The following is a 12,035-nucleotide window of genomic DNA, read 5'->3' on the forward strand; positions in this document are numbered from 1 at the left end:
ATTGGAGTAATCGCGATGCTGCCTTTGGTCGCCCTGGTTGGACGGCCGAATGTCGGCAAGTCGACTATTTTCAATGCGCTTACGCGCACCCGTGACGCGCTGGTCCATGACCAGCCCGGCGTCACCCGCGACCGCAACTACGGTGTCTGCCGTCTGGACGAGGACAATCATTTCCTGGTTGTCGACACCGGCGGTATCGCGGAAGAGGAAGAGGGTCTGGCAGGGGCTACCACCCGCCAGGCCCGTGCCGCTGCGGCGGAAGCCGACCTGATCCTGTTCGTGGTCGACGCCCGTGAGGGTACCTCGGCGATGGACGACGAGATCCTGGCCTGGCTGCGCAAGCTGTCGCGCCCGACGCTGCTGTTGATCAACAAGATCGACGGCACCGACGAGGACACCGTGCGTTCGGAGTTCGCCCGTTACGGTTTCGGCGAGATGCTGACCGTCTCGGCCGCGCATCGCCAGGGCCTGGATGACCTGCTGGACGAAGTGATCCAGCGCCTGCCGGAAGAAGGCAGCGGCGAAGAGCTGGACAACGATCCGAACCGCATCCGCATCGCCTTCGTCGGCCGCCCGAACGTGGGCAAGTCGACCCTGGTCAACCGCATCCTCGGCGAGGAGCGCATGATCGCCTCCGACGTACCGGGCACCACCCGCGACTCGATCGCGGTGGACCTGGAGCGTGATGGCCGCGAATACCGCCTGATCGATACCGCCGGCCTGCGCCGGCGTTCGCGCGTGGACGAGGTCGTCGAGAAGTTCTCGGTGGTCAAGACCATGCAGTCGATCGAACAGTGCCAGGTGGCCGTGCTGATGCTCGACGCCACTGAAGGCGTGACCGACCAGGACGCCACCGTGCTCGGTGCCGTGCTCGACGCCGGCCGTGCGCTGGTGATCGCCATCAACAAGTGGGATGGCCTGACCGAGTACCAGCGCGAGCAGGCCGAGACCATGCTGTCGCTGAAGCTGGGCTTCGTGCCGTGGGCCGAGTCCGTGCGCATCTCGGCCAAGCATGGCTCTGGCCTGCGCGAGCTGTTCCGTGCGGTGCATCGCGCGCACGAATCGGCGAACAAGACCTTCACCACCAGCGAAGTGAACAAGGCGCTGGAAGTGGCCTACGAGACCAACCCGCCGCCGACCATCCGCGGCCATGTCTCCAAGCTGCGCTACGTGCACCCGGCCGGTTCCAATCCGCCGACCTTCATCGTGCACGGCACGCGCCTGAAGGAGCTGCAGGAATCGTACAAGCGCTACCTGGAGAACTTCTTCCGCAAGCGCTTCAAGCTGATCGGCACGCCGGTGAGCTTCATCTTCCGCGAGGGTACCAACCCGTACGAGGGCAAGAAGAATGTCCTCACCGAGCGGCAGGTCAAGGCCAAGCGGCGCTTGATGAAGCACGTCAAGGGCAAGTGATGCAGGAAAAGGCGACCGCAGGGCCGCCTTTTTCGTTTGTGATAGTGCCGGCCAGCGGCCGGCCGGCACTACCCCACGTCTACAGATCTCGATCATGGCGAACTGCTGCGACGAGCGCGGCAATGCGGCAACGCGCATGGCATGCCTCGGCCGCGCCGCGATGTTGAAGCCGGTTGCGCCTGGCGTGTGGCAGGGATCGATTCCGGCAGCTGCACCTGCCCCGTGATGCTTGCCCAGACCAGGGTCGTACCCAGTGCACCTGCCAGGTACGCCACCGACACCGCCCCGATCAGCAGGCCCGCGGCATGCTCCAGCCATGGAAGGAGTCGGCAACACCCCTGTGCCCAGCGCGGTTGGCTGCCGAGCCACGCCATCAGCAGGCCGAGCGACAGCGCGACGCCACTCAGGCAGGCCACGTAAGCAACCTTGGCGCCAGAGTCGGCGACGAGGCCGGTAACCAGGGCTGCAATCGCGAACTGCAGCATCCAACTGTTGCTGCTGGCGAGGGCCAGCAGGCATCCTGCTTCGGCGTGCGGCCAACGGGAGCGGGCGCGCAGGCCCCAAGGCATCTGCAGGGAAAGCGGAGAGAAAGGGGTCAAGCCTGCGTCGCGCAGGCACATGCCCGCCAGGCGCAGCAGCAGGAGGCAGCCCGCGCACTGCATCGCCAGCGTCCACAGGCCGCGGTTTGCCAGCATGCCCGCTGCAATGAAAGCCGTGGCACAGATGACGCCCGTACCGATGGCGATACCGAACGACGCGGCCATGGCGGCGTGCCCGCCCGCGCCCATCGCGGTGCGCAGGATCTTCGTGTGATGCGAAGCAGGCAGGAGCATGGCGAAACCGTACAGCACCGCGACGATGAAGAACTGCTGCACGTAAACCTGCCACTGACCTACAGAAAGTGCAGAGTGTGGGCGGGTGTGAACGCGCGGTATTGAATGCCGTTGCGACAGGCGCGAATCGCCGGCATCAGCCGGCCCAAAGCGACACGACGATCCATAGCGCCAGTGCGATCATCAGAAGCCCTGCGGCCCGCTCCAGCCAGGGCAGGGCGCGTGCGAACCGACGCAGCACCCACGGGTGGCCGACCAGCGCGGCTACCAGCAGATCCCAAAGCAGGACGATGCCGAACATCCACGCGCCATAGAAGAATTTCGTTGCGGCGCTGGCCTGCGGGCCGTTGAGCATTGCCGCCAACGTTGCGTAGAACAGCGCATTCTTCGGGTTCAGCAGCGCAGACAGGGCGCCCAGCCCTGCCGCCTTCCACCATCCATGTGCACCGCCCGCTGGCGATCCGGCGGCAGCTTCAGATGCCTGCAGCGTCGTCGAACCCGCATGGCGCAGGAACAGCGTGCCGAGGTACAACAGGAACCCGCAGCCCGCCAACTGCACCGCAATGAACTCTGCGCCGCCCGCGCGCAGCATGGCCATCCCAGTGAAGGCCGCCACGATGAAGACGCCGTTGCCGACGGCGATGCCTGCGCAGGCGCCACTGGCGGTGCGCCAGCCAGAGGTGATCGCGGTGCGTGCAACGAGGAAGAAATCGGGGCCGGGTGATAGCAGGGCGAGAAAATGTACGGTGGCGATGACCAGAAACTGTTCCATCGGGTCCGGCGGAGGCTGGCTGGGGCGCCAGTGTGAGGATGTGCCGCGCGGTGGTATTGAACGTTATTGCAGGCTCAGCGCCGGTACTGGCCCGGGGTCGCACCGGCGTGGGCCTTGAAGACCCGCTGGAAATGACTCTGGTCGGCAAAGCCCAGCGCATGCGCGACCACGGCCAGCGCCTGCCCTTCGCGCAGCCGTCGGCGGGCCTCCTGGATGCGCTGGTCGATCTGCCAGGCGTGTGGGGTCAGGCCCGTGGCACGTCGGAAGGCGCGGATCAGCTGGTAGCGGCTCATGCCTGCCAGCGATGCGAGCTCCTGCAGGGCCGGAGTGTGTTCGAGCCGCTGGCGCAGAACGTCCATCACCGGCTGCACCCGCTGCTGTAGTGCGGCATCTTCAGGCGGGCCGGCGACGGCTACACCATCGTGCTCATCCAGATCGCCGACGAACGCGATAAGGGCCGCTTCCTTGACGCTGACCGGATCGTCGGAGAACAGCGTCTCGTTGAGCTGGCAGTACTGCTGGTAGCGCGGGCGATGGTGGGAAATCCGGATGGGTTCCTGCTGCCAATCGGGTCCGGGCAGGCCGTCATACTCGGCGCGGACTTCGGCCATCCAGCGCGCATCCAGGTGCAGCATCTGGTAGCTCCAGCGCTGGCCGGGCAGGGGGTTGCAGGCATGCACGCGGCCTGCGGGTACGCCGACCAGATTGCCGGGCTGCAGCAGGCGCGGTCCTTCCGCCGCGCCGGTGAACACGCTGCTGCCAGCGTCCACGGCGCCGATCGAGAAGGTGTCGTGGCTGTGCGGGCGATGGCAGGCGCGGCTGTCGCACGCCCGTCGGCTTTCGACGAAGGGCATGCGCGGGTCACGCCAGAATTCGGTGGCAGAGCGCATGCAGCGGTTCCGGGAGGCAGGGGGCAACGCCCGCATGGTGCCATGTTCGGGGCAAGGCGCGTCGAGTGTGTCTGCGCGATAATGCAGCCATGAGCATCCACGAGCTTTCCCCCGCACAGGCACGCGAGCGCTTGGCCCACGGCGCCATGCTGATTGATGTGCGCGAGGCGCATGAACGGGCCGGGGGCATGGCCGAGGGCGCGCGCGGCGTGGCCAAGGGCGAGCTGCAGGCCGACCCGGTTGCGCATCTGCCGCGACTCGACCAAGAGATTCTGCTGATCTGCCAGAGCGGCAAACGCTCGGCCGATGCCGCGCAGTTCCTGCTGGAGGCCGGCTACACCCACGTCGCTTCCGTGACGGGCGGTACCGTGGCCTGGCGCGAGCAGTCGCTGCCGCTGGTGCAGCCGCTGGCCAGCGCCGCCGACCGTGACTTCTTTGATCGCTATTCGCGGCATTTGCTGCTGCCGCAGGTGGGTGAGGCGGGCCAGCGCACGCTGCAGCAGTCGCGCGTGCTGGTGCTGGGGGCGGGCGGGCTGGGTGCGCCGGCTGGTTTCTATCTGGCCGCCGCCGGGGTAGGGCACCTGCGCTTCGCCGACCACGACCGGGTGGAGCGCAGCAACCTCCACCGGCAGATCGTGCATACCGAAGCCAGTGTCGGCCAGCTCAAGGTCGATTCGGCGCGCGAGCGGCTGCTGGCGCTGAACCCGTCGATCGAGGTCGAGGCGGTGCCGGAACGGGTCACGTCCGAGAACGTGGATGCGTTGCTGGAGGGCGTGGACGTGGTGCTGGATGGGTCGGACAACTTCCCGCTGCGCTACCTGCTCAACGACGCCTGCATCAAGCACGCTAAGCCACTGGTGTATGCCGCCATCGAGCGCTTTGACGGCCAGGTTAGCGTGTTTGACGCCGGCCGCCAGCGTGGCGTGGCGCCGTGTTACCGCTGCCTGTTCCCGGAGCCGCCGCCGCCGGAGTTCGCGCCGAATTGTTCTGAGGCCGGTGTGCTGGGGGTGCTGCCCGGCCTAGCCGGCGTGCTGCAGGCCACCGAGGTGCTGAAGCTGCTACTGGGCATCGGCGAGCCGCTGGTGGGGCGCCTGCTGCGCTTCGATGCGCTGGGCATGCGCTTCCGCGAGACCGGCATCCGGCCGGACCCGCACTGCCCGGTGTGCGCGCCGGGCGTGCCGTTCCCGGGGTATATCGATTACGCCGCGTTCTGCCGGGGTGGCTGAATCCGGCCGGGGAGTGCATTGGTGGATGCCGACCTTGATGGGCGCTCTTGTGCCAACCAAGGTTGGCACCTACCGAAGCGGGTGCATGGTTGGCACCCAACGAAGCGGGTGCATGGTTGGCACCTACCGAAGCGGGTACATGGTTTCGGGATGATGTTGGGGTCTGTCCCCGGCATCGTTCCACCTCCAAGACAATCCGGCGCAACATGCGTGCTATTGCCGTCATCGGCATTGCTCTATTGTTGAGCTCGATTCTGGATCTTGGGGAAAGCACCGCATGGCGGTAGAAGCAGCGACCAGCGAGCTGGTCAAGGTCGTGGCCCTGTTGGGCGCGGCGGTGGTGATGGTGCCCTTGTTCCGCCGGGCCGGCCTGGGCTCGGTGCTGGGCTACTTCGCCGCTGGCCTGGCGATCGGACCGTTCGGGCTGGGCTGGTTCTCCGACCCGCAGGCGATCCTGCATACCGCCGAACTCGGCGTGGTGATGTTCCTGTTCGTGATCGGCCTGGAGATGCGGCCCTCGCACCTATGGAGCCTGCGCAAGGAAATCTTCGGACTGGGCACGCTGCAGATCGTCACCTGTGCGGTAGTGCTGACCAGCATCGCCAAGCTGTTCGGGTTGCCGTGGCAGGTGGCCTTCATCGGCGCTACCGGCTTCGTGCTGACCTCCACCGCGGTGGTGATGCAGCTGTTGGCCGAGCGCGGCGACATCGCGTTGCCGTCGGGGCAGAAGATCGTCTCCATCCTGCTGTTCGAAGACCTGCTGATCGTGCCGTTGCTGGCGCTGGTGGCGTGGATGGGCCCGAGTGCAGGCAGTGCAGACGGCGAAGGCTCGCGCTGGCTGTCGGTGGCGATGGGTGTTGGTGCCATCGTCGGCCTGGTGCTGGTTGGCCGCTTCCTGCTCAACCCGCTGTTCCGCGTGCTGGCCGAATCGAAGGCGCGCGAAGTGATGACCGCCGCCGCGCTGCTGGTGGTGCTGGGCGCGGCGCTGCTGATGCAGCTGTCCGGCCTGTCGATGGCGATGGGCGCGTTCCTGGCCGGCGTGCTGCTGAGCGAATCGACCTTCCGCCACCAGATTGAAGCGGACATCGAGCCGTTCCGCGGCATCCTGCTCGGCCTGTTCTTCCTCAGCGTGGGCATGGCGCTGGACCTGGGCGTGGTGGCTGGCAACTGGCAGCTGATCCTCGGCCTGGTGCTGGCGCTGATGGCAGCCAAGGCGCTGTGCATCTACGTGGTGGCGCGCATCATGGGCAGCGACCACGCGCAGGCGCTGGACCGTGGCGTGCTGATGGCGCAGGGTGGCGAGTTCGCCTTCGTGCTGTTCTCCGCCGCCGCATCGGCCGGCGTGATCGACCTGGAGATCAATGCCAACTTCACCGCCGTAGTGGTGCTGTCGATGGCGCTGACTCCGCTGGTGGTGCTGGTCTACAAGCGCATCGCGCCGAAGCCGACGGTGAACATGGATGGCGTGGACGAGGCCGATGGCCTGTCCGGCAGCGTGCTGCTGATCGGCTTCGGCCGCTTCGGCCAGGTCGCCAGCCAGTCGCTGCTGGCGCGCGACGTGGACGTGACCATCATCGACAACGATGTGGAGATGATCCAGAGCGCGGCGCGGTTCGGTTTCAAGATCTATTACGGCGATGGCACCCGCCTGGATGTGCTGCATGCCTCGGGCGCGGCCACCGCACGTGCGATTGCGGTGTGCGTGGACAAGGCCGAGGCCGCCGACCGCATCGTTGAACTGGTGGCGCATGAGTTCCCGCAGGCCAAGCTGATGGTGCGTTCGTTCGACCGCGAGCATTCGCTGCGGCTGATCCATGCCGGTGTCGATTTCCAGATCCGCGAGACGTTTGAATCGGCGGTGCTGTTCGGCCAGGCCGCGCTGGTGGAACTGGGTGCGGATGAGGATGACGCGGTGGAGATTGCCGAGCAGATCCGCCGCCGCGATGCCGAGCGCTTCGAGCTGGAGATTGCTGGTGGCGGTCTGAATGCCGGCGCGCGGATGATCTACGGCAACAGCCCGCAGGGCGTGCCGACGCCGACGCCGTTCACTGCGCCGAAGCGCGAGAGCAAGACGCTGAACCCGCAGGATGTGCCGGAAGAAGAAGAGTGAGGTGTGCGGGTCCGATCCCTTTCCGAAGGAAAGGGCTCTGACCCGTTTTGCCAGATTGGGGTCAGAGCCCTTTGCCTGCGGCAAAGGGATCCGACCCCATTCCGCGGTGGGCGAGGGGGCCTGAATCAGGGACAATAGCGTCCCCGCCGCCCCACGCCTGCTCCCGATGACCGATTCCGCCCCCCAGCTTCCTGCCCGCATCCTTGATGGCCGCCGTATCGCCGAGGACCTGCTCGACAGCCTGAAGGTGCGCGTCGACGCCCGCGTGGCCGCCGGTGGCAGCCGCCCAGGCCTGGCCGTGGTGCTGGTCGGTGGCGACCCGGCCTCGACCGTGTACGTGCGCAACAAGCGCCGTGCCGCCGAGAAGGTCGGCATCGAAGCGCATGACTACGACCTGCCGGCCGGCACCACCGAAGCCGAGCTGCTCGACCTGATCGACCAGCTCAACGCCGATCCGAAGATCAACGGCATCCTGATCCAGCTGCCGCTGCCGGGAATCCCCGACGCGCGCCGGCTGATCCAGCGCATCGACCCGCGCAAGGACGTGGACGGTTTCCACCCGGAAAACGTCGGCCACCTGGCCCTGCGCGAGTTCGGCCTGCGCCCGTGCACCCCGCGCGGCATCACCACCCTGCTGGGCCACACCGACCAGCCGGTGCGCGGCCGCAACGCCACCATCGTCGGCGTGAGCAACCACGTCGGCCGCCCAATGGGCCTGGAGCTGCTGATTGCCGGCTGCACCGTGACCAGCTGCCACAAGTTCACCCCCAAGGACGTGCTGGAACAGGCCGTGCGCAATGCCGACATCCTGGTGGTGGCGGTGGGCCGCCCCGGCATCGTGCCGGGCGAATGGGTGAAGCCGGGCGCGGTGGTGATCGATGTGGGTATCAACCGGTTGGATGACGGCCGGCTGGTGGGTGACGTCGGGTTTGAAGCGGCTGCCCAGCGGGCGAGCTGGATCACCCCGGTGCCGGGTGGTGTCGGCCCGATGACCGTGGCCACGTTGATGCAGAACACGTTGGAAGCGGCGGAAGCGCTGAGCTGACCGCACCTGGGCTGGTCTCAGGTGTCTGAGGGATAGTGCGGACCAACGGTCCGCACCCACCTGAAGCGGCTGGATCTGGCCCTTGGGTCTGCTCACGAGATGTGCTGCTGGTGGGTGCCGACCGTTGGTCGGCACAATGCCAGAGGGGTGAGGCTCCTGCTGGGGCACTGGTGTATGAGAGAGAGTGCGGACCAACGGTCCGCACCCACCTGAAGCGGCTGGATCTGGCCCTTGGGTCTGCTCACGAGATGTGCTGCTGGTGGGTGCCGACCGTTGGTCGGCACAATGCCAGAGGGGTGGGGCTCCTGCTGGGGCACTGGTGTCTGAGGGAGAGTGCGAACCAACGGTCCGCACCCACCAAGGGCAGGTTCCAGGCCCTGAGAGCAGGTTGCAGCCCCCCCTGAACCAATCGCCGCCCGCGCGACACTGCGTCGCATCTACCCCCTGCCACAGGGCGCGAAAAAGGGGTAAAATGTCGCGCTTCCCCACATCTCGGGTATGCCGATGCTGCGCATCCAGGCTGAAGCACTCACTTACGACGACGTCTCGCTCGTCCCCGCCCATTCGACCATCCTGCCCAAGGACGTCAACCTCGAAACGCGGTTGACTCGCGACCTGAAGCTCAAGCTTCCGATCCTGTCCGCAGCCATGGATACCGTCACCGAAGCCCGCCTGGCCATCGCCATGGCACAGCTCGGCGGCATGGGCATCATCCACAAGAATCTCAGCCTGGAACAGCAGGCCGCGGAAGTGGCCAAGGTCAAGAAGTTCGAGGCCGGTGTCATCCGCGACCCGATCACCGTCGGCCCGGAAACCACCATCCGCGACGTGCTGGCCCTGACCCAGGCGCACAACATCTCCGGCGTGCCGGTGGTGGGCAGCGACGGCCTGCTGGCCGGCATCGTGACCCACCGCGACATGCGCTTCGAGACCGAGCTGGACGATCCGGTCCGCCACATCATGACCAAGAAGGATCGCCTGATCACGGTCAAGGAAGGCGCCGCGTCTGATGAAGTGCTGCAGCTGCTGCACCGCAACCGCATCGAAAAGGTGCTGGTGGTCAATGATTCGTTCGAACTGCGTGGCCTGATCACCGTCAAGGACATCCAGAAGAACACCGACTTCCCGAACGCTGCCAAGGATCTGTCGACCCGCCTGCTGGTCGGCGCTGCCGTCGGCGTGGGTGGCGATACCGATCGCCGCGTGGAAGCACTGGTCGCCGCCGGCGTGGACGTGATCGTAGTCGATACCGCGCACGGCCACTCGCAGGGCGTGCTGGACCGCGTCAGCTGGGTCAAGAAGAACTTCCCGAACGTGCAGGTCATCGGTGGCAACATCTGCACCGGCGAAGCCGCACTGGCGCTGCTGGACAGCGGCGCGGACGCGGTCAAGGTCGGCATCGGCCCGGGCTCGATCTGCACCACCCGCGTCGTCGCCGGCGTCGGCGTGCCGCAGGTCACCGCCATTGACCTGGTGGCCGAAGCGCTGCAGGACCGCATTCCGCTGATCGCCGACGGTGGCATCCGCTACTCGGGCGACATCGGCAAGGCGCTGGCCGCCGGTGCCTCGACCATCATGGTCGGTGGCCTGCTGGCCGGTACCGAAGAATCGCCGGGCGAGACCGAGCTGTACCAGGGCCGTTCGTACAAGAGCTACCGTGGCATGGGTTCGCTGGCCGCCATGGAGAAGGGGTCGAAGGACCGCTACTTCCAGGACGCCGCCAGCGCCGACAAGCTGGTGCCGGAAGGCATCGAAGGCCGCGTGCCGTACCGCGGCCCGGTGGGCGGCATCATCCACCAGCTGATGGGCGGCCTGCGCGCCACCATGGGCTACGTGGGCTGCGCCACCATCGAAGACATGCGCAGCAAGCCCAAGTTCGTGAAGATCAGCGGCGCCGGCCAGCGTGAGAGCCACGTCCACGACGTGACGATCACCAAGGAACCGCCGAACTACCGCGCCTGACGCGGGCCGGGCAAAGAGGAACGAGGAAGCTGATTCCCGTTCCTCTTTCTCTATCTGCTGTTGAAAAAGCATTCGAAGTTTCGTTTTCCCTACTGCATTGCCAGGGCGCCATGACCAACATCCATAACGACAAGATCCTGATCCTCGATTTCGGCGCGCAGTACACGCAGCTGATCGCCCGCCGCATCCGCGAGCTGGGCGTCTACTGCGAAATCTGGGCGTGGGACCACAACCCGGCCGAGATCGCGGCGTTTGGCGCCAAGGGCATCATCCTGTCCGGTGGCCCGGAATCGACCACGCTGCCGGGTGCCCCGGCCGCGCCGCAGGAAGTGTTCGACAGCGGCCTGCCGATCTTCGGCATCTGCTACGGCATGCAGACTCTGGCCGCGCAGCTGGGCGGTGCCACCGAAGCCGCTGACCAGCGCGAGTTCGGCCACGCCGAAGTGAACGTGATCAACCCGGATGCACTGTTCAAGGGCCTGAGCGACCACGGCGGCGAGCCGAAGCTGAATGTCTGGATGAGCCACGGCGACCACGTCTCCGTTGCGCCGCCGGGCTTCACCATCACCGCCACCACCGACCGCATTCCGGTGGCCGCCATGGCCAACGAAGAAAAGCGCTGGTACGGCGTGCAGTTCCACCCGGAAGTGACCCACACCCTGCAGGGCCAGGCGCTGCTGCGCCGCTTCGTGGTGGACGTGTGCGGCTGCCAGACCCTGTGGACCGCCGCCAACATCATCGACGACCAGATCGCCCGCGTGCGCGAACAGGTGGGCGATGACGAAGTGATCCTAGGCCTGTCCGGCGGCGTCGATTCGTCCGTGGTGGCTGCGCTGCTGCACAAGGCCATCGGCGAGAAGCTGACCTGCGTGTTCGTGGACACCGGCCTGCTGCGCTGGCAGGAAGGCGACCAGGTGATGGCGATGTTTGCCGAGCACATGGGCGTGAAGGTGGTGCGCGTGAACGCCGCCGACCGTTATTTCGCCGCGCTGGAAGGCGTGAGCGACCCGGAAGCCAAGCGCAAGATCATCGGCAACCTGTTCGTTGAGATCTTCGACGAAGAGTCGAACAAGCTGAGCAACGCCAAGTGGCTGGCGCAGGGCACCATCTACCCGGACGTGATCGAGTCGGCCGGCAGCAAGACCGGCAAGGCGCATGTGATCAAGAGCCACCACAACGTGGGCGGCCTGCCGGAGCACATGAAGCTGGGCCTGGTGGAGCCGCTGCGCGAGCTGTTCAAGGACGAAGTGCGCCGCCTGGGCGTCGAGCTCGGCCTGCCGCGCACCATGGTCTACCGCCATCCGTTCCCGGGCCCGGGCCTGGGCGTGCGTATCCTGGGCGAAGTGAAGCGCGAGTACGCCGAGCTGCTGGCCAAGGCCGATGCCATCTTCATTGATGAGCTGCGCAAGGCGGACCTGTACGACAAGACAAGCCAAGCGTTTGCCGTGTTCCTGCCGGTGAAGTCGGTGGGCGTGGTGGGTGATGCGCGGGCTTATGAGTGGGTGATTGCGCTGCGTGCGGTGGAGACGATTGACTTCATGACGGCGCATTGGGCGCATCTGCCGTATGAGTTCCTGGGTACTGTGAGCAACCGGATCATCAATGAGTTGCGAGGGGTGTCGCGGGTTGTCTATGACATCTCGGGGAAGCCGCCGGCGACCATTGAGTGGGAATGAGTTGAGAGAATGAGGGCGCCGGGAGGCGCCCTCTTTGCATCCCCCATTGCTGCATAAGACGAAGCGGAGTACTGGTATTTTTTCGGCTCGCTGGAAGTTAAAGGCAAG

General features: G+C 66.3%; 9 protein-coding genes. 6 read left to right on the top strand and 3 right to left on the bottom strand.

The window, feature by feature from the left end; all coding sequences use genetic code 11:
- The first annotated feature begins 15 nt into the window (after positions 1–15).
- Positions 16–1,413: a ribosome biogenesis GTPase Der gene (der, locus tag ACYKG1_RS08945; RefSeq protein ID WP_014646861.1), complete on the top strand. Its 1,398-nt coding sequence runs from the start codon at positions 16–18 to the stop codon at positions 1,411–1,413.
- A 92-nt stretch (positions 1,414–1,505) separates the two neighbouring features.
- Here der and ACYKG1_RS08950 read toward each other — a convergent pair whose 3' ends face one another.
- From ACYKG1_RS08950 to ACYKG1_RS08960, 3 genes are all read right to left on the bottom strand, one after another.
- Entirely contained in the window at positions 1,506–2,288 is a 783-nt protein-coding gene (locus ACYKG1_RS08950) for a lysine transporter LysE (RefSeq protein ID WP_100472045.1), read from the bottom strand.
- A gap of 94 nt (positions 2,289–2,382) precedes the next feature.
- Positions 2,383–3,018 (bottom strand): LysE family translocator, encoded by a 636-nt coding sequence (locus ACYKG1_RS08955; protein ID WP_478472421.1) that lies wholly within the window; start codon positions 3,016–3,018, stop codon positions 2,383–2,385.
- A 74-nt stretch (positions 3,019–3,092) separates the two neighbouring features.
- The gene (locus tag ACYKG1_RS08960; RefSeq protein ID WP_478472422.1) at positions 3,093–3,908 is read right to left on the bottom strand and encodes a helix-turn-helix domain-containing protein; all 816 of its coding nucleotides are present in this window, start codon (positions 3,906–3,908) and stop codon (positions 3,093–3,095) included.
- Between the two features lie 89 nt (positions 3,909–3,997).
- Here ACYKG1_RS08960 and moeB point away from each other — a divergent pair, with 89 nt between their 5' ends.
- The 5 genes from moeB to guaA all read left to right on the top strand — a co-directional run bounded on the left by moeB (position 3,998) and on the right by guaA (position 11,927).
- Entirely contained in the window at positions 3,998–5,134 is a 1,137-nt protein-coding gene (moeB, locus tag ACYKG1_RS08965) for a molybdopterin-synthase adenylyltransferase MoeB (RefSeq protein ID WP_478472423.1), read from the top strand.
- A gap of 277 nt (positions 5,135–5,411) precedes the next feature.
- Complete coding sequence (locus ACYKG1_RS08970) at positions 5,412–7,244, top strand: monovalent cation:proton antiporter-2 (CPA2) family protein (RefSeq protein ID WP_478472424.1); 1,833 nt, start codon at positions 5,412–5,414, stop codon at positions 7,242–7,244.
- Positions 7,245–7,410: 166 nt separating this feature from the next.
- On the top strand, positions 7,411–8,289 hold the full coding sequence (folD, locus tag ACYKG1_RS08975) for a bifunctional methylenetetrahydrofolate dehydrogenase/methenyltetrahydrofolate cyclohydrolase FolD (protein WP_014036908.1): 879 nt from the start codon (positions 7,411–7,413) through the stop codon (positions 8,287–8,289).
- A 504-nt stretch (positions 8,290–8,793) separates the two neighbouring features.
- Positions 8,794–10,251 (top strand): IMP dehydrogenase, encoded by a 1,458-nt coding sequence (guaB, locus tag ACYKG1_RS08980; RefSeq protein ID WP_478472426.1) that lies wholly within the window; start codon positions 8,794–8,796, stop codon positions 10,249–10,251.
- Between the two features lie 110 nt (positions 10,252–10,361).
- The gene (guaA, locus tag ACYKG1_RS08985; RefSeq protein ID WP_014646866.1) at positions 10,362–11,927 is read left to right on the top strand and encodes a glutamine-hydrolyzing GMP synthase; all 1,566 of its coding nucleotides are present in this window, start codon (positions 10,362–10,364) and stop codon (positions 11,925–11,927) included.
- The last annotated feature ends 108 nt before the right edge of the window (positions 11,928–12,035 follow it).

Source organism: Stenotrophomonas sp. 85239_Sma (assembly GCF_056481725.1).

Coding starts and splice junctions, on each gene's coding strand:
- der (WP_014646861.1), top strand. CDS start 16: ATGCTGCCTTTGGTCGCCCTGGTTGGACGGCCGAATGTCGGCAAGTCG.
- ACYKG1_RS08955 (WP_478472421.1), bottom strand. CDS start 3,018: ATGGAACAGTTTCTGGTCATCGCCACCGTACATTTTCTCGCCCTGCTA.
- ACYKG1_RS08960 (WP_478472422.1), bottom strand. CDS start 3,908: ATGCGCTCTGCCACCGAATTCTGGCGTGACCCGCGCATGCCCTTCGTC.
- moeB (WP_478472423.1), top strand. CDS start 3,998: ATGAGCATCCACGAGCTTTCCCCCGCACAGGCACGCGAGCGCTTGGCC.
- ACYKG1_RS08970 (WP_478472424.1), top strand. CDS start 5,412: ATGGCGGTAGAAGCAGCGACCAGCGAGCTGGTCAAGGTCGTGGCCCTG.
- folD (WP_014036908.1), top strand. CDS start 7,411: ATGACCGATTCCGCCCCCCAGCTTCCTGCCCGCATCCTTGATGGCCGC.
- guaB (WP_478472426.1), top strand. CDS start 8,794: ATGCTGCGCATCCAGGCTGAAGCACTCACTTACGACGACGTCTCGCTC.
- guaA (WP_014646866.1), top strand. CDS start 10,362: ATGACCAACATCCATAACGACAAGATCCTGATCCTCGATTTCGGCGCG.